Raw genomic sequence first — 16,655 nt, 5'->3', positions numbered from 1 at the left:
CCCCCGCTCCGGGCGCCCCGACCGTCCTCCCGGCGGCCTCGTGGCCCCCTCCCGTTCCGTGAGCGGACCACGCCGGTACGACTATTGCGCTCCTCCCCGCCGCGGGCGGGGGGCCGTCCTAGGCTCGTCTCACTCTGCGTGATCATGCGTCCTCCCGTGCCAGCCCGAGCCCCTGGAGTGCGATGCCCGACAGCCGGCCGCAGCCACCACCGCCCCCGTCGTCCTCGCCGGGTCCGGCCGATCCGTCGTCGCTGCTGCTGTGCGGGGCGCGGCTCACCGACGGCCGGAGGGTGGACGTACGGCTGGGCCGCGGGCGTATCGAGGCGGTCGGCACGGCCGGCAGTCTGGGAGCGGGGGGCACGCGCGCGTGCGGATCACGCGTGGACCTCAGTGGCTATCTGCTGCTGCCGGCTCCCGCCGAGCCGCACGCCCACGCCGACACGGCCCTGTCGGCCGACACCGAGGGGCCGGTCTCGTACGAGCCGCAGGACGTGCAGCGCCGGGCCACGGAGGCCGCACTGCTCCAGCTCGGACACGGGGCGACGGCGCTGCGGGCACACGTGCGCGTGGGGGACGTCCAGGGGCTGGGCGCGCTGGCGGCCGTGCTGCAGGCACGGCGCGCGCTGCGCGGGCTGGCGGAGCTGACGACGGTGGCGATGCCCCGGGTGCTGACCGGGGTGGCCGGTGCGGAGGGGCTTGCCATGCTGCGGGACGCGGTGAAGATGGGCGCCTCGGTGGTGGGTGGCCGGCCGGACCTCGACCCCGACCCGGCGGGGTACGTGGAGGCGGTTCTGGAGATGGCCTCCGAGCACGGCTGCCCCGTCGACCTGCACACGGACGCCGGGGATCCGGCCCGGCTGGCCCGGCTCGCGGCCATGGCGGGCGGACTGCGCCCCGGGGTGTCCCTCAGCCCCTGCGGCGATCTCGGCCGGCTGCCCTCAGAGGTGGCCTCGCGGACGGCCGACCAACTCGCGGCGGCCGGAGTGGCGGTGGTGTGCCTGCCCCAGGGTGGCTGCGGCGGCGTCGACCGACGTGGGGCCGCCCCCGTCCGGCTGCTGCGCGCGGCCGGAGTGCGGGTGGCCGCCGGCAGCGGGGCGCTGCGGGACGTGTCCAACCCGGTGGGGCGTGGCGACCCGCTGGAGGCGGCCTTCCTGCTGGCCTCGCGTTGCGGGCTGGCGCCCGAGGAGGCGTACGACGCGGTGAGTTCGTCGGCGCGGGCGGTGCTGGGGCTGCCCGAGGTGCGGGTGGAGGCGGGTTTCCCGGCCGAGTTGCTCGCGGTGCGCGGGGACCGGCTCGCAGGGGTGCTGTCCTTGGCGTACAGCCGGATCGTCGTGCACCAGGGGCGTGTGGTGGCGCGGACCAGCGCGGTGCGGGAGTACTGCAGTTCGACGGCCTCGGTGGAGCTGGGGCTGCCGCGGCAGGGGCGGGGAGAGGCGCCGTGAGGTATGCGGCGGGGTGTCGGAAGGCGTCCGGTGGAGCGCCGGAAGGCCTGGGGCGAGTGTCGGAAGGCGTCCGGTGGAGCGCCGGAAGGCCTGGGACGGGGTGCCGGAAGGCGTCCGGCCGGTCGCCGCAAGGCCTGGGGCGAGGTGCCGGAAGCCGTCAGGTAGAGCGCCGGAAACATGCGGCGGTGTGTGCCGAGGGCTGCGGCGGACGGTGCTGTCGAGGCGTACGGTCGAAGACATGCGTATTGTCATCGCTGGTGGTCATGGTCAGATCGCGTTGCGGCTGGAGCGGCTGCTCGCCGCGCGCGGAGACGAGGTGGCGGGAATCATCCGGAAGGCCGAGCAGGCGGACGATCTGCGGCAGGCCGGTGCCGAACCGGTCGTGCTCGACCTTGAGTCGGCCTCTGTGGACGAGGTCGCGGAGCGGCTCAGGGGCGCCGACGCCGCGGTCTTCGCGGCGGGCGCGGGCCCGGGCAGCGGGGCGACCCGCAAGGACACGGTGGACAAGGCCGCGGCGGTCCTCTTCGCGGACGCGGCGGTGGCGGCGGGAGTACGGCGCTTCGTGGTCGTGTCGTCCATGGGCGCCGATCCGCGCCACCAGGGTGACGAGATCTTCGACGTCTACCTGCGCGCCAAGGGCGAGGCGGACGCGTACGTGCGCGGGCTGGACGCCCTGGACTGGACGATCCTGCGCCCCGGCCAGCTTACCGACGACGCGGGTACCGGCCTCGTACGCCTGGAGGCCCGCACCGGCCGCGGCCCGGTCCCGCGCGACGACGTGGCCGCCGTGCTGGCTGAGCTGGTGGACACCTCCGCGACGGCCGGGCTCACTCTGGAGCTCATCAGCGGGTCGGCGCCGGTCTCGGTGGCGGTGAAGTCGGTGGCGGGAAACTGAGGTTCGCGGCCGACCGCGCGGACGCCTCCTAGAACAGGGGCAGTTGGCCGGGGAAGTCCGGGACCGTGTAGCCGTCCAGGGACGGTTGCTCGAGGCCCGGGCGGGCCTGGCGGCGGGAGCCAGGACATGAGGTGAGTTCACCGTGCTCGCGAGCGCCGGGAGGGTCGTGGCGCGCGTACCGCCCGGCGACGACGGCGATCTCGCGACGGCACTCGGGGCAGACTCTGCGGCGGGAAGACATGAGGCCAGTGTGCCGCGCGGGCGGACCGGCCGAGCGTCTCCCCTGCGGGGTGCTGCCCCTACCTGTTTGTCGCCCTCGATCTTCGACGGCCTCGGTTGCGCGAGGCTCGGCTGTATGAGGCTCGACGGCGCGGGGCTCGGCTGCGTGACCGCTGAGCGACGCGCGGGTGACGCTGGTAGACACGGCAGGCAACGTGGTCGCCACGACGCGCACCGGCCTCGACGGGGCGTACGCCTTCTCAGACCTGGACACCGGGGCTGAGTAGTCCTGGCGGGTCTCGTCGCGGCCCGGGCCACGTGGCCGTCCGCCGCAGCAGCTCAGCGGGGACGCCAAATTCGGGGCCTGCGAGAGCTGAGCCGGCAGATAGGCGTCAGCGCACGTCGACGTAGTCGGCCGCACTGGTGGCGACGACGGTCGTGAAGTTGCCGTAGAGCATGCCGTTACAAGAGGCGGCAGCCTATCTGACGAGTTCATGCCCCCGACGGGCTTCCGGCAGACGTTGGAATCACCCGTCGGGAACCACCCGTCGGCGAGCTGCCGTTGGCGTGCATGCGGAGGTGGGCTCGTGTGGAAGGCCAGTACGTACCACGTCATGGGCGCGAGCCGGAGTGATCATGCTCACCTCTGGGGGCGCCTTGAGGACACGACAACGAAAACCCCCTCCGGCCAGGCGAAAAACCTGATCAGAGGGGGTCTTCCCCAGTGTGGCGGCGCCAGGATTCGAACCTGGGAAGGCTGAGCCGGCAGATTTACAGTCTGCTCCCTTTGGCCGCTCGGGCACACCGCCGGGGTTGCTGCCTGGCGAGCCGCTCTTCCGCGGCGCTCCGTGGCAACGACGTAAACAATACCTGATGTGGAGGGGTGCTCCGCCACCCGATTGATCGGCGCTCGGAGGGCCGGGGGTGGCTAGGCTTGTCCGGATGCGGCCGGGACCTGAACGGGCCCTGCGACCGCCCGCATACGCCGGTACGCACGATACGCACCCCGATACAAGGAGCCACAGGACATGGCCGACTCCAGTTTCGACATCGTCTCGAAGGTCGAGCGGCAGGAGGTCGACAACGCACTTAACCAGGCCGCCAAGGAGATCTCGCAGCGCTACGACTTCAAGGGCGTGGGTGCCTCGATCTCGTGGTCCGGTGAGCAGATCCTCATGGAGGCGAACTCCGAGGACCGGGTGAAGGCCATCCTAGACGTCTTCCAGTCCAAGTTGATCAAGCGGGGCATCTCGCTGAAGGCTCTGGACGCGGGCGAGCCACAGCTCTCCGGCAAGGAGTACAAGATCTTCTCTTCGATCAAGGAGGGGATCTCCCAGGAAAACGCCAAGAAGGTGGCGAAGACCATCCGCGACGAGGGCCCCAAGGGCGTGAAGGCGCAGGTGCAGGGCGAGGAGCTGCGGGTCAGTTCCAAGAGCCGTGACGATCTGCAGGCCGTCATCACCCTGCTGAAGGGCAAGGACTTCGACTTCGCGATCCAGTTCGTGAATTACCGGTAGGTCCGGTCCTCCGGGCTCCCGCCCTCACGGATACGAGGAGGGGCGGGTACCGCCGGTGCCCACCCTTCTCGCCCGCCTGACGCCATCGGTTCCGCCCGACCAACGCCAACGGTCTTGCCCGACCAACGCCAACGGTCTTGCCCGCCTGCCGGCATTGGTCTTCTCCGCCGGCCGCCATTGGGTCTGCTCTGGCGACTGCCGTGGGTCTTCTCTGCCGACTGCCATCGGTGGGAGCGGCGGTCAGTTGCGCGAGTTGCCGAACAGCAGGCGGTAGGCGATCAGCAGGACGAGCGATCCGCCGATCGCCGCCGCCCAGGTCGCACCGTCGTAGAAGTCCTTGGTGATGGGGTGGTCCATCCAGCGGGCCGATATCCAGCCGCCGATGAACGCGCCCGCGACGCCGATCAGCGTCGTGCCGATGAGGCCGCCCGGGTCACGCCCCGGCAGCAGGAACTTCGCGATGGCTCCGGCCAACAGTCCCAGGATGATCCAGCTGATGATCGTCATGCCGTGAACCTGCCCTTTCAAGCTGTGCCCGCACTTCCCCGGCCTTGTGATCTTGCTCCCGCCAGGCCGAACCCGTGCGCCGTACGTCGGGCGCCCCGCGCGCGGCTCCTCGTCACGCACGTTCACGCCGTGTTGGTGGGGAGGACGCCCGGGCCGCCCCCGCCGGTTGCGCTGATCAGTAGGGTGCGACGCATGACCGCATCCGTTCCCGGACTGCGCCGCACCCTCGGCGTGGGTGACGCCGTCGTCATCGGACTCGGCGCGATGGTGGGGGCCGGGATCTTCGCCGCCCTCGCCCCGGCCGCGCACGCGGCCGGAACCGGGCTGCTCATCGGGCTCGCCGTAGCCGCTGTGGTCGCGTACTGCAACGCCATGTCGTCGGCTCGCCTCGCCGCCCTGTATCCGGCCTCGGGTGGCACGTATGTGTACGGGCGGGAGCGGCTCGGAGAGTTCTGGGGGTATCTCGCGGGCTGGGCGTTCGTGGTCGGGAAGACGGCCTCCTGTGCGGCGATGGCGCTCACCGTGGGCACATACGTCTGGCCCGGGCAGGCCCACGCGGTGGCGGTCGGGGCCGTGGTGGCGCTGACCGCGGTGAACTACGGCGGTGTCCAGAAGTCCGCGTGGCTGACGCGGATGATCGTGGCGCTCGTCCTGGCTGTCCTCGCTTCCGTGGTGGTCGTATGTCTGGTCTCCGGTGAGGCCGATGCCGGGCGGCTGGACATCGGGGCCTCGGGTGGCGCGGACGGCGTGCTGCAGGCGGCCGGTCTGCTGTTCTTCGCCTTCGCCGGGTACGCCCGGATCGCCACCCTCGGCGAGGAGGTGCGGGATCCGGCGCGCACCGTTCCGCGCGCGATCCCGCTGGCGCTGGGCATCACGCTGGTGGTGTATGTGTGCGTGGCGGTGGCCGTCCTGTCGGTACTCGGGTCGGGCGGTCTCGGGGATGCGACGGCTCCGCTGACCGACGCCGTGCGGGCGGCCGGGACGCCCTGGCTCGTGCCGGTGGTGCGGATCGGTGCGGCGGTGGCCGCGATGGGCTCGCTGCTGGCGCTGATCCTGGGTGTGTCACGGACGACGCTGGCCATGGCCCGGGACCGGCACCTGCCGGGGGTGCTGGCCGCCGTGCATCCGCGGTTCCAGGTGCCGCACCGGGCGGAGCTGGCAGTGGGCGCTGTGGTCGCGGTTCTGGCCGCCACGGCGGATGTGCGGGGTGCGATCGGGTTCTCCTCCTTCGGTGTGCTGGCGTACTACGCCGTGGCCAACGCATCGGCGTGGACGCTGTCTTCGAGGCCGGCGGCTCGGGTGGTGCCGGTGGTGGGGCTGGTCGGGTGTGTGGTGCTGGCGTTCTCGCTGCCCGGGGTGTCGGTGGTCGTGGGCGCGGGGGTGCTGGTGGTGGGGGCGGTTGCGTACGCGGTGCGGTGGCGAGTGAAGGCCAGGGCGGGCAGGAAGTAGGGCCGGTCCGCCGGGTGCGGTAGAAGGGCGGCATGGATGCTGCCGTACTTGAACAGCTGCTGGATGAACCTCGATCACGCTGTCGTGCGCCACGGATACACCGATTACATGCGCGCCTACGAGGTCATCGTCTACGCAACGGGATCCCCGTACCGGCACGCGGTCATGGGTTCATCATGCAGGCCGCCGCCGACAGCCGGGCGGACCTGTGGATAACCACGGCCTGTGGACAACGAGGGGAAGGTCGGAAGCTCCCCGGCGTCAGCGCACCGCGAACGGCTCGTCCGTCCGCACGATGTCGCGGCCGAGCGGGAGCAACGAGACCGGGATGAGCTTGAAGTTGGCGATGCCCAGCGGGATGCCGATGATCGTCACGCACAGGGCGATGCCGGTGGCGATGTGGCCGAGGGTGAGCCACCAGCCCGCGAGGACCAGCCAGAGCACGTTGCCCACGCAGGACGGTGCGCCCGCGTCACGGCGCTCGACCGTCGTGTACCCGAAGGGCCACAGGGCGTAGACGCCGATGCGGAAGGCCGCGATGCCGAACGGGATGCCGATGACGGTGATGCAGAGGAGCAGGCCCGCGAGCATATAGGCGAGGAACAGCCAGAAGCCGCTCAGGACGAGCCATATGACGTTGAGTATGGTCCTCACTGATTCCCACCTGCCATCTTCTCGAGCCGGGCGATGCGTTCCGCCATCGGCGGGTGTGTGGAGAACATCTTCGAGAGGCCCTGGCCGGGCCGGAACGGGTTCGCGATCATCATGTGACTGGCCGTCTCGATGCGCGGCTCGGGCGGCAGCGGGAGTTGCTTCGTGCCGAGTTCGAGCTTGCGCAGGGCGCTGGCCAGGGCGAGCGGGTCGCCGGTGAGCTGAGCGCCGGAGGCGTCCGCCTGGTACTCGCGGGAGCGGCTGACGGCCAGTTGGATGAGCGAGGCGGCGAGCGGGCCCAGGATCATGATCAGCAGCATGCCGAGCAGCCCGGGGCCGTCATCGTCGTCCGAGCGCCCGATGGGGATCAGCCAGGCGAAGTTGACCAGGAACATGATGACGGAGGCGAGGGCTCCCGCGACCGACGAGATGAGGATGTCGCGGTTGTAGACGTGGCTGAGTTCGTGTCCGATGACGCCGCGCAGCTCGCGTTCGTCCAGCAGGCGAAGGATGCCGTCGGTGCAGCACACGGCGGCGTTGCGTGGGTTGCGCCCCGTGGCGAAGGCGTTGGGTGCCTCCGTCGGGGAGATGTACAGGCGCGGCATGGGCTGGCGGGCCTGGGTGGAGAGGTCGCGGACCATGCGGTAGAGCGCCGGCGCCTCGAACTCGCTCACCGGGCGGGCACGCATCGCGCGCAGTGCCAGTTTGTCGCTGTTCCAGTACGCGTACGCGTTGGTGGCCAGCGCTACCACGACGGCGATGACGAGCCCCATGCGGCCGAAGAAGCTGCCGATGACGATGATGAGTGCGGACAGTCCTCCCAGGAGGATCGCTGTCCTGAGCCCGTTGTGCCGGCGGTGCACGGTGCGCCCTCCAAGTGGTGCGGCAGGGGGACCCTTGCTTGCTGTGTCTGCGGTGCCGCTGGTGCCGTGTCCTCACGTCCAGTGGACCCTCCCGTACTGGTCAACGCCAGGCGGGAGGCTCAAGTTCCCTGGTGCGCGCGGCGGCGGGTGTGGACCGTGTGGGTGACGGCAGCGGGACGCGGCACGCGCGCGTGGGGGCGAGTGCCCCACGCGCGCGCGGTGTAAGCGGCCGGTTTCCCGGGAAGCCGGGTTGGTTCAGAAGAGCCCGGTGTCGGTGAAGCGCAGGACGAGCTGGGGTGCGCCGGACAGGGCGATGCCGAGGACGCCGGTCAGGGCGATCGCGGCGGTGACCGGGCCGGGGACGCGGTGCTTCTCGGGCTCGCCCTCGGGGGCGCGGAAGAGCAGGGCCGTCCACTGGAGGTAGTAGAACAGCGCGATGACGACGTTGACGGCCATGACCACGGTCAGCCAGCCGAGGCCGGCGTCGACGGCCGCCGAGAAGACGGTGACCTTGGCGAAGAGGCCGATGATGCCCGGCGGCAGCCCGGCGAGGCAGAGCAGGAAGAACGCCAGGAGCAGCGCGGACAGGGGGCTGGAGGCGTACAGGCCGCGGTAGTCGTCGACGCGGTTGAGGGACTTCGTCCTGCCGACGAGGGCGGCCACGGCGAAGGCCCCGAGGTTCACGGCGCCGTACATCAGGGCGTAGGCGACGGTGGAGCCGATCGACTTCTCGGCGTCCCCGGAGTACGCGGCGGCGGCGATCGGGACCAGGAGGTAGCCGGCCTGGCCGACGGAGGACCAGGCGAGCAGGCGTACGGCGCTGTACGCGCGCGTGGCCTGCTGGCGCAGGGCTCCGACGTTGCCCACGGTCATGGTCAGTGCGGCCAGGGCTGCCAGGGCCGGGCCCCAGACGTCGGCGTAGGACGGGAGGGCCACGACCGTGATCAGGATCAGGCCGCTGAAGCCGACCGCCTTGCCGATGACCGACAGGTACGCCGCGATCGGCAGGGGCGCCCCCACGTAGGTGTCGGGCACCCAGAAATGGAAGGGCACGGCGGCCGTCTTGAAGGCGAAGCCGACGAGAGTGAGGACGACGCCGGTCTGGGCGAGGGTGTGGAACTGCCCGTCGACGTTCTGGATACGGTCGGCGACCTGGGTGAGGTAGAGGGTGCCCGTGGTGGCGTACAAGAAGCTGATGCCCATGAGGCTGACCGCGGTCGCCGTGACCGAGGACAGGAAGAACTTGAGGGCCGCCTCGGACGACTTCCGGTCGCCGTACCGCAGGCCGACCAGCGCGAAGGCGGGCAGAGAGGCGACTTCCAGGGCGACGATCAGGGTCGCGAGGTCGCGGGAGGCGGGAAGGAGTGCGGCTCCGGCCGCGGAGGACAGCAGCAGGAACCAGTATTCGCCTTCTGGCAGCTCCTTGCGGGCGTCCTTCAGGGCGGTGACCGACAGGAGGGCGGCGAGCAGGGCACCGCCCAGGACGAGGAACTGGATGACCAGGGTGAAGCGGTCGGCCGTGTAGCTGCACACGGCGGCGTCGCCGGTCAGGCAGAAGGTGCTGCGGTCGCCGTCGAGCAGGGGCAGCAGCATCACCGTGGCGACGGCCAGGCCTGCCACCGATGTCCAGCCGAGCACGGCCTTGCGGTGCTCGGCGAGGAACAGGTCGGCGACCAGGACGACGAGTGCGGCGACCGCCACGATGGTGGGCGGCGCGATCGCGAGCCAGTCGACGGACTGGACCAGCGAGGCGGCCAGCGGCTGGGCCGGGGAGCTCATCGGGTGCCTCCTGAGAGGAGCTGCTGGACGGCCGGGTCGCTCAGGCCGAGGAGCACCTTGGGCCACAGGCCCGCGACGACGGTGAGGACGACTAGCGGTGTCCACGCCGCGAACTCGTAACTGCGGACGTCGGTGAGCCTGGGTGCGTCGTGGGGCAGGGCGCCCATGCAGACGCGGCGGACCACGATCAGCAGGTACGCGGCCGTCAGCAGCGTGCCGAACGCGCCGATCGCCATGAAGGTGAGGAAGGCCGCGCGGTTGAGGCCCTCGGCGGGTCGGAACGCGCCGAACAGGGCCAGCATCTCGCCCCAGAATCCGGCCAGGCCCGGCAGGCCGAGCGAGGCGACGGCGGCGAAGGCGAGCAGGCCGCCGAGGCGCGGGGCCTTGCCGTAGAGGGCGGCCCCGGTCTCCTCGGCAAGGGTGTCGAGATCGGTGGTGCCCGTGCGGTCCTTCAGCGCGCCGACCAGGAAGAACAGCAGGCCGGTGATGAGGCCGTGGGCGATGTTGGCGAAGAGGGCGCCGTTCACGCCGGTCGGGGTCATCGTCGAGATGCCGAGCAGCACGAAGCCCATGTGGCCGACGGAGGAGTACGCGATGAGGCGCTTGAGGTCGCCCTTCGCGCCCTGTTTGGCGAGGGCCAGGCAGGCCAGGGATCCGTAGATGATGCCCACGACGGCGAGGGCGGCGAGATAGGGCGCGAAGGTGCGGAACCCGTCCGGCGCGATGGGCAGCAGGATCCGGACGAACCCGTACGTACCCATCTTCAGCAGGACGCCGGCCAGGAGGACCGAGCCGACGGTGGGCGCTGAGGTGTGGGCGTCCGGCAGCCAGCTGTGCAGCGGCCACATCGGCGTCTTCACCGCGAGCCCGATCCCGATCGCCAGAACGGCGATGACCTGCACGGATGCGGTCAGCGACCGGCCGTTGTCAGTGGCGAGTGCCATCATGTCGAACGTGCCCGCCTTGATCCCGATCAGGAGTAGGCCGAGCAGCATGACGACGGAGCCGAGCAGCGTGTAGAGGATGAACCGCCAGGCTGCCTGGCTCCGGCCCTCGCCGCCCCAGCGGGCGATGAGGAAGTACATCGGGATGAGGACCATCTCGAAGGCCAGGAAGAACAGCAGCAGGTCGAGGACGGCGAAGGTCGCGAGGGTGCCGGACTCGAGGACGAACAGCAGGGCGACGAAGGCCTTCGGGGTCGGCCCCGCGGGCATTTTGAAGTACGAGTAGAGCGCGCAGAGGAAGGTCAGCAGCGCGGTCAGGACCAGAAGGGGGAGGGAGATGCCGTCGATGCCGAGGTGGATGCGTACGTCGAGTGCGGGGATCCAGCTGATGTCCGTGCTGGCCTGCATTTTCGACGGCTGGTCGTGGTCGAAGCCGAGCGCGAGGACGATCGCCGCGATGAGGACCGCACCGGTCACGGTGACACCGTGCCGCAGCACGGCCTGCTCGGGTGACTTCCCCTTCAGCCCGAGCGGGGCGGGCAGGAGAGCCGCGGCGGCGCCGAGGAGCGGGCCGACGACGATGAACGCCAGAAGGAACTGCATCACGGACTCGTTGATATCGATCACGCCTGCTCACGCTCCCGTGGCGACGAGGACGACGGCGACCACGAGGACGACGGTGCCGGCGAGCAGCGCGCTCACATAGGTCTGGACGTTGCCGGTCTGTGCGCGCCGTACGGCGGCGCCCAGCCAGCGGGGCAGCGCACCCGCACCGCGTACGTAGGTCTCGACGACCTCCCGGTCGAGGAACCGGACGAGGCTCGCTCCGGCCTGTACCGGGCGGACGAACAGGGTCGTGTACACGGCGTCCAGGTGGAAGCCCGCGGCCGCGTGCCGGTGCAGGGGGCCGAGCAGCAGCCGTCCGGGGTCGGCGGGGTCCGGCGCGTGGGCGATGTCGCCGTAGGCGGGCTCGTGGCTGGCGATGGCCTCGGCCTCGACCTGAGCGGCGTCGCCCTCGGGGTGGGCCGAGACAGCGCCGAGCGGGACGCGGGCGGTGAGCGCGGTGGTGTGCCGCCAGGCGGCGTAGGTGACGATGCCGCCGACCAGGGCCACGCCCGTGCCGAGCACGGAGGTGGTCAGGGTGGGGCTGAGGTCGCGGCCGTCGAACCAGTCGGGCAGCAGGCGGAACGCGAACCCGCCGAAGGCCAGGGACGGCACGGCCAGCACCCACAGCACGACGGTCATGGTCAGCGGCTGCCTGCCGTGGTCGGGGGCTTCGGTGCCCCGGCCCCGGAAGGTCAGCAGCCACAGGCGCGTCGCGTAGGCGGCGGTGAGCACGGCCGTGAGCAGGCCGGCGATGAGGACGATCCAGCCGGCCGCGGCGGGGGCGTGCTCGGTGTGGCCGGTGATGACGTGCTCGGCGACGCCGAGGACGGCCTCCTTGGAGAAGAAGCCGCTGAACGGCGGGATCGCGGCGAGCGCGAGCAATGCCACGGTCATCGTCCAGTAGGCGTCGGGGACGCGGTCGCGCAGGTTCCGCATGCGGGACATGGCGGCGAGCGAGTTGGTGCCCGTGGCGTGGATGATCACGCCCGCGGCGAGGAACAGCAGCGCCTTGAAGGCGCCGTGGGACAGGAGGTGGAACACGGCGGCACCGCGGTCGCCGACGGCGAGGGCGCCGGTCATGTAGCCGAGCTGGCCGATCGTCGAGTAGGCGAGGACGCGCTTGATGTCGTCCTGGGCGAGCGCGGCGAGCGCCGAACCGGCCATCGTGACGGCGGCCATGACGGCGAGGACGACCATCGCGGCCTGGGAGGCCTCGAAGACCGGGAGGAGACGGGCGATGAAGTAGACACCGGCGGCGACCATCGTCGCGGCGTGGATCAGCGCTGAGACGGGGGTCGGGCCCGCCATCGCGTCGGGGAGCCACGTGTGCAACGGGAACTGCGCCGATTTGCCCGCCACGCCCGCGAGGAGGAGCAGGGCGATCAGGGTCGGGTGGTCGAGCGACCCGCTCGCGACGGCGCCCAGGACCCGGGTGATGCGGAACGAGCCGGCGTCGGTGGCCAGGGCGAACAGGCCGATGAGGAAGGGGACGTCGCCGAGCTTGGTGACCAGGAAGGCCTTGAGGGAGGCGGCGCGGGCCTGAGGGGTCTCCCAGTAGTGGCCGACGAGGAAGTAGGAGCAGATGCCCATGACTTCCCAGCCGACCAGCAGGACGATCAGGTCGCCGGAGTAGACGACCAGGAACATCGCCGAGGTGAACAGGGAGACCAGGGCGGCGTAGGACGGGTAGCGCGGGTCGTCGCGCAGGTAGCCCGTCGAGTAGATCTGCACGCAGGAGGCGACCAGGCCGACGAGGATGGCGACGAGGGCGGCGAAGCCGTCGATGTGCAGGGCGAGCTCGATCGGGACCGAGCCGGTGGGGGTGAGTTCCGTGGCCGCGTTGACGGCCGCGTCACCGCTCTGACGCACGGCGACGAGCGCGGCGATGACGAGGGAGGTGAGTGTCGGCAGGACGGCGAGCGGGCGGACGAAGCCGGGTGCCGTGCGGCCCAGGAGCAGCCCGGCGACGGCGCCGAGGAACGGAAGGAGGGGGACGAGGACGGCGAGGGTGGTCGTGGTCACGCGGTGGCCTCAGCCTTCTGGGCCTCGTCGGACTGCTCGGCCGTGCGGGCGTCGTGGTCGGTGCCGTCGGGGTCGTGCCGTTCGGAGGTGTCGCGGAGTTTGTCGATGTCCGCGGTGCCGCGGTTGCGGTGGACGGCGAGGACGATCGCCAGGCCGATGCCGATCTCGGCGGCGGCGATGGCGATGGTGAACAGGGTCAGGGCCTGTCCGGAGTGCAGGGTCTCCTCGGCGGTCCTGCTGAGCCAGACGTCGAAGGCGACCAGGTTGAGGTTGACGGCGTTGAGCATCAGCTCGACCGACATCAGGACCAGGATCGCGTTGCGGCGGGCGAGGACGCCGTACAGGCCCGTGCAGAAGAGGAGGGCGGAGAGCACGGCGGGATAGGCGAGGTGCATCAGCGGGCCCCTTCCGTGTCGCGCCCGGTGTCCTGGCCGGCCGGGGTGGCCGTGTCGGCCTTCGCCTTGCGGGACAGGACGATCGCGCCGACCAGGGCGGCGAGGAGGAGTACGGAGAGGGCCTCGAAGGGGAGGACCCAGTTCTGGAAGAGGCTCGCGCCGGTGGCCTCGGTGGAGCCGGCGGCGGGGCCGTCCAGGTCGATCCAGGTGGTGCGGAAGGCGTCCACGACGACCCAGACCAGGGCGGCCGCGGCGGCGACGGCCACAGTGAGGGCGGCCCAGCGGTTGCCCGAGTCGGCGTCCGGGGAGCGGCCGATGGGGGCTCTGGTGAGCATCAGTCCGAACAGGAGGAGGACGACGACGGACCCGACATAGATCAGGACCTGCACCCAGGCGATGAACTCGGCGGTGAGCAGGAGGTACTCGACGGCGAGGCCGCCGAGGGTGACCACCAGCCACAGGGCGGCGTGCACCAGTTGCCGGGTGGTGACGGTGACCAGCGCGGCGCCGAAGGTGACCAGGCCGACGAGGAGGAAGGCGATCTCGACGCCGGTCGGGGAGAGGAAGCCGTGGGGTCCGGCGGCGGCGCCGGTGGCCGGGCCGGTGGCGAGGTGGGCGGCGGTTGCGGCGAGGGTCATCCCTGTCCCTCCTGCCCCGGGGCCGGCTGGTCGGGGCTCGGCGGGCTGGGCTGGCCCGGGCTGGGCTCGTCCGGGTTCGACTGGCCCCGCCTCGACTGGTCCGGGCTGGACTCGCCCTGGCTCGGCTCGTCCGGGCTCGGCTGTTCCCGCCTCGACTGGTCCGGGCTCGGCTCGTCCGGGCTGGACTCGCCCCGCCTCGGCTCGTCCGGGCTCGACTGGTCCGGGCTCGACTCGCCCAGCCTCGGCTTCGGCTCGGCCGGCTTCGGCTGGTCGGTCTGCTGCTTGGAGTCGCCCTGGGGACGGGTGGGCTGTTCGGCGGCGCGGGCCTGCTCGTCGGCGTGCGGTTCGGTGGCCGGCGGGGCCTGCTGGGCGGCCAGCTTGTCGGCGGTCTTGCGGGCGGTGGCCAGTTCCTTGGGTTCCTCCGCGCCGGGGTCGAGGGCAGGCGGGGCCGGGACGGTCCACATCCATTCGCGGAGCTTGTCGCGCTCATGGGTGAGCTCGCGGATGTCGGTCTCGGCGTACTCGAACTCGGGTGACCAGAACAGCGCGTCGAAGGGACAGACCTCGATGCAGATACCGCAGTACATGCACAGGGAGAAGTCGATGGCGAAGCGGTCGAGGACGTTGCGGCTGCGCTCGCGGCCGCCGGGGGCCGCCGGCGGGACCGTCTCCTTGTGGGAGTCGATGTAGATGCACCAGTCCGGGCACTCACGGGCGCACAGCATGCAGACCGTGCAGTTCTCCTCGAACAGGCCGATCACACCGCGGGTGCGGGGCGGGAGGTCGGGCTGGGCGTCCGGGTACTGCGCGGTGACGGACTTCTTCGTCATCGTGCGGAGGGTGACGGCCAGGCCTTTGGCGAGCCCAGAGCCGGGGATGGGGGCCATGGTTACCGGATCACCACCTTGACGACGCCGGTGAGGGCGATCTGGGCGAGGGAGAGGGGGACGAGGAGGGTCCAGGAGAGCTTCTGGAGCTGGTCCTCGCGCAGGCGGGGATAGGTGACGCGCAGCCAGATGACGACGAAGGCGAGGATGGCGGTCTTCAGCAGGGTCCAGACCCAGCCGAGGCCGTCGGCGCCCCAGGGGCCGTGCCAGCCGCCCAGGAAGAGCACGGTGGTCAGGCCGCACAGGACGACGATTCCGGCGTACTCGGCGAGGAGGAAGAGAGCGAAACGGAGGCCGGTGTACTCGGTGTAGGCACCGAAGATGATCTCCGAGTCGGCGACGGGCATGTCGAAGGGCGGGCGCTGGAGTTCGGCGAGGCCGGCCACGAAGAAGACGATCGCGCCGACGATCTGCCAGGGCAGCCACCACCACTCGAAGGCGTCGAGGATGCCGGGGAGGGAGACGGTACCGGCCGCCATCGCCACGGAGGCCGCCGTCAGCAGCATCGGGAGTTCGTAGGCGAGGAGCTGGGCGGCGGTGCGCAGGCCTCCGAGCAGGGAGAACTTGTTCGCGGACGCCCACCCGGCCATGAGCGAGCCGAGGACGCCGACGCCCATGACGGCCAGGACGAAGAAGACACCCGCGTCGATGACCTGGCCGACGGCGCCCTCGCCGGGGCCGATGGGGATGGCGAGCAGGACGAGGAGGTAGGGCAGGAGGGCGACGGCCGGTGCCAGTTGGAAGATGCGGCGGTCGGCGCCCGCGGGGACGACGTCCTCCTTCTGCGCGAACTTCACACCGTCGGCGATCAGCTGGGCCCAGCCGTGGAAGCCGCCCGCGTACATGGGGCCGAGGCGGCCCTGCATGTGGGCCATCACCTTGTGCTCGGTCTGGCCGATGACCAGGGGGAAGGTGAGGAAGACGACGAAGACGATGAGGAGTCGCAGAGCGACGTCGAGCACGTCGTTCACCGCGGGCCTCCTGCGGGGTCCTCGGGGGTGTCCGGGCTGTCGGAGGTGTCCCGGCTGTCGGGAGCGTCCGGGGCAGTCTCCGGGCTGTCCAAGGGCTCCGGATTGTCCGAGGACTTTGAGTTGTCAGAGGACTCCGGGTCGTCCGCGGGCTCGGAGGTCTGTGACCCGCTCGACGGTTCTGGATCCGGCAACGGCGCTGCCTCCGGCGACGGTTGGGGAGCCGGCTCGTCGAAGGCCGGACGGGCGTGGTGCCAGGGGGCGTCCGAGCTGCGGGGAGTGGTCGGAGCCCTGCCCGGCCGGCTGTCGCCGCGGTCGGACCCGGCCCGCTGGCTCGTGCTGCCCTCCGATGCGCTGCGCGCCCGGCGCGATCCCTCCGACGCAGCCGGTGCCCCGGGCGTGTGGGGCTCGGAGCCCGGCGCCTCGGACTCGGAGCCGGCCGCCACCGGCTCGGAGCCCGCCGTCGGGGACGCCTGGTCGCTGCGCTGCTGACTCGCCGGCCTCTGCGGTGCCGAGCCCTGCGGTGCCGAGCCCTGCGCTGCCGAATCCTGCGACACCGAGTCCTGCGCTGCCGAACCCTGCGACACCGAGCGGTTGCGCCGCGGTCCCGTCGGGGCCGGAGCGGTCGGTTCGCCGGGCGCGGACTGACTCGCCGAACCCTCCGCCGCCGAACGCGAACGGCGCGCCGCAGCCCGAGCCTCCGCACCAGCGACTGGAGCCTCCCCTCCGGCAGCCGAACTCCCCGAACCAACAGCCGAAGCCCCCGACCCAGCAGCTGACTGGCTCGCCGAGCCACTCGATGCCGAGCGGGTCCGTCGTACCGGGCGTTCTCCCGCGGGGCGTGCCGCGCCGCGGGAGAACGCCCGGTACCTG

General features: G+C 71.4%; 15 protein-coding genes, 1 tRNA gene and 3 pseudogenes. 7 read left to right on the top strand and 12 right to left on the bottom strand.

Annotation, left to right across the window (positions count from 1 at the left end; all coding sequences use genetic code 11):
* Positions 1–182 precede the first annotated feature (182 nt).
* Both C1J00_RS21730 and C1J00_RS21725 read left to right on the top strand, forming a co-directional pair.
* Positions 183–1,442: an amidohydrolase family protein gene (locus C1J00_RS21730; protein ID WP_102910745.1), complete on the top strand. Its 1,260-nt coding sequence runs from the start codon at positions 183–185 to the stop codon at positions 1,440–1,442.
* Positions 1,443–1,680: 238 nt separating this feature from the next.
* On the top strand, positions 1,681–2,337 hold the full coding sequence (locus C1J00_RS21725; RefSeq protein WP_102910744.1) for an NAD(P)H-binding protein: 657 nt from the start codon (positions 1,681–1,683) through the stop codon (positions 2,335–2,337).
* A 28-nt stretch (positions 2,338–2,365) separates the two neighbouring features.
* Here C1J00_RS21725 and C1J00_RS21720 read toward each other — a convergent pair whose 3' ends face one another.
* On the bottom strand, positions 2,366–2,578 hold the full coding sequence (locus tag C1J00_RS21720) for a hypothetical protein (RefSeq protein WP_102910743.1): 213 nt from the start codon (positions 2,576–2,578) through the stop codon (positions 2,366–2,368).
* A gap of 148 nt (positions 2,579–2,726) precedes the next feature.
* Here C1J00_RS21720 and C1J00_RS48565 point away from each other — a divergent pair.
* Positions 2,727–2,834, top strand: a pseudogene (locus tag C1J00_RS48565) (peptidase associated/transthyretin-like domain-containing protein); the annotation flags it as partial.
* Between the two features lie 449 nt (positions 2,835–3,283).
* On the opposite strand, the gene C1J00_RS21715 reads toward C1J00_RS48565, so the two are convergent.
* A tRNA-Tyr gene (locus C1J00_RS21715) sits at positions 3,284–3,365 on the bottom strand.
* Positions 3,366–3,584: 219 nt separating this feature from the next.
* On the opposite strand from C1J00_RS21715, the gene C1J00_RS21710 reads away from it, so the two are divergent.
* Entirely contained in the window at positions 3,585–4,073 is a 489-nt protein-coding gene (locus C1J00_RS21710; protein WP_102910742.1) for a YajQ family cyclic di-GMP-binding protein, read from the top strand.
* Positions 4,074–4,313: 240 nt separating this feature from the next.
* On the opposite strand, the gene C1J00_RS21705 is transcribed toward C1J00_RS21710, so the two are convergent.
* Positions 4,314–4,580, bottom strand: coding sequence for a GlsB/YeaQ/YmgE family stress response membrane protein (locus tag C1J00_RS21705; RefSeq protein WP_102910741.1), 267 nt, complete (start codon positions 4,578–4,580; stop codon positions 4,314–4,316).
* A 192-nt stretch (positions 4,581–4,772) separates the two neighbouring features.
* Between C1J00_RS21705 and C1J00_RS21700 the strand changes: the two genes are divergently transcribed.
* Together C1J00_RS21700 and C1J00_RS48315 are read left to right on the top strand one after the other, a co-directional pair.
* Entirely contained in the window at positions 4,773–6,029 is a 1,257-nt protein-coding gene (locus tag C1J00_RS21700) for an APC family permease (RefSeq protein ID WP_102910740.1), read from the top strand.
* 32 nt (positions 6,030–6,061) lie between these two features.
* Positions 6,062–6,179, top strand: a pseudogene (locus tag C1J00_RS48315) (YxiG-like protein); the annotation flags it as partial.
* A 111-nt stretch (positions 6,180–6,290) separates the two neighbouring features.
* Here the strand turns inward: C1J00_RS48315 and C1J00_RS21695 are convergent.
* The 9 genes and pseudogenes from C1J00_RS21695 to C1J00_RS21655 all read right to left on the bottom strand — a co-directional run bounded on the left by C1J00_RS21695 (position 6,291) and on the right by C1J00_RS21655 (position 15,785).
* Positions 6,291–6,683, bottom strand: coding sequence for a YccF domain-containing protein (locus C1J00_RS21695; protein ID WP_031141233.1), 393 nt, complete (start codon positions 6,681–6,683; stop codon positions 6,291–6,293).
* Complete coding sequence (htpX, locus tag C1J00_RS21690; protein WP_102910739.1) at positions 6,680–7,543, bottom strand: zinc metalloprotease HtpX; 864 nt, start codon at positions 7,541–7,543, stop codon at positions 6,680–6,682. Before htpX ends, C1J00_RS21695 begins: the two co-directional genes overlap by 4 nt.
* A 255-nt stretch (positions 7,544–7,798) precedes the next feature.
* The gene (locus C1J00_RS21685) at positions 7,799–9,322 is read right to left on the bottom strand and encodes an NADH-quinone oxidoreductase subunit N (protein WP_102910738.1); all 1,524 of its coding nucleotides are present in this window, start codon (positions 9,320–9,322) and stop codon (positions 7,799–7,801) included.
* Positions 9,319–10,893 carry a complex I subunit 4 family protein gene (locus C1J00_RS21680; protein ID WP_102910737.1) on the bottom strand — a complete coding sequence of 525 codons (1,575 nt, stop codon included), beginning with the start codon at positions 10,891–10,893 and terminating at the stop codon, positions 9,319–9,321. The genes C1J00_RS21685 and C1J00_RS21680 overlap by 4 nt, the downstream gene beginning before the upstream one ends.
* A 6-nt stretch (positions 10,894–10,899) precedes the next feature.
* Positions 10,900–12,894 (bottom strand): NADH-quinone oxidoreductase subunit 5 family protein, encoded by a 1,995-nt coding sequence (locus C1J00_RS21675; RefSeq protein ID WP_102910736.1) that lies wholly within the window; start codon positions 12,892–12,894, stop codon positions 10,900–10,902.
* Positions 12,891–13,289: an NADH-quinone oxidoreductase subunit NuoK gene (gene nuoK, locus C1J00_RS21670; RefSeq protein WP_102910735.1), complete on the bottom strand. Its 399-nt coding sequence runs from the start codon at positions 13,287–13,289 to the stop codon at positions 12,891–12,893. Before nuoK ends, C1J00_RS21675 begins: the two co-directional genes overlap by 4 nt.
* Positions 13,289–13,927 (bottom strand): NADH-quinone oxidoreductase subunit J family protein, encoded by a 639-nt coding sequence (locus C1J00_RS21665; RefSeq protein WP_102910734.1) that lies wholly within the window; start codon positions 13,925–13,927, stop codon positions 13,289–13,291. The genes nuoK and C1J00_RS21665 overlap by 1 nt, the downstream gene beginning before the upstream one ends.
* 260 nt (positions 13,928–14,187) lie before the next feature.
* A pseudogene (locus tag C1J00_RS21660) lies at positions 14,188–14,814 on the bottom strand (NuoI/complex I 23 kDa subunit family protein); the annotation flags it as partial.
* Between the two features lie 2 nt (positions 14,815–14,816).
* A complete protein-coding gene (locus C1J00_RS21655; protein ID WP_102910733.1) occupies positions 14,817–15,785 on the bottom strand; it encodes a complex I subunit 1/NuoH family protein in 969 nt (322 codons plus the stop codon).
* Positions 15,786–15,905: 120 nt separating this feature from the next.
* Between C1J00_RS21655 and C1J00_RS21650 the strand changes: the two genes are divergently transcribed.
* A complete protein-coding gene (locus tag C1J00_RS21650; RefSeq protein WP_102910732.1) occupies positions 15,906–16,274 on the top strand; it encodes a hypothetical protein in 369 nt (122 codons plus the stop codon).
* The last annotated feature ends 381 nt before the right edge of the window (positions 16,275–16,655 follow it).

This window comes from Streptomyces cahuitamycinicus, from assembly GCF_002891435.1.
GTDB classification, from domain to species: Bacteria; Actinomycetota; Actinomycetes; order Streptomycetales; family Streptomycetaceae; genus Streptomyces; species Streptomyces cahuitamycinicus.
Note: the sequence above shows the minus strand (reverse complement) of the source record. Positions and strands in the feature narration are given on the sequence as shown.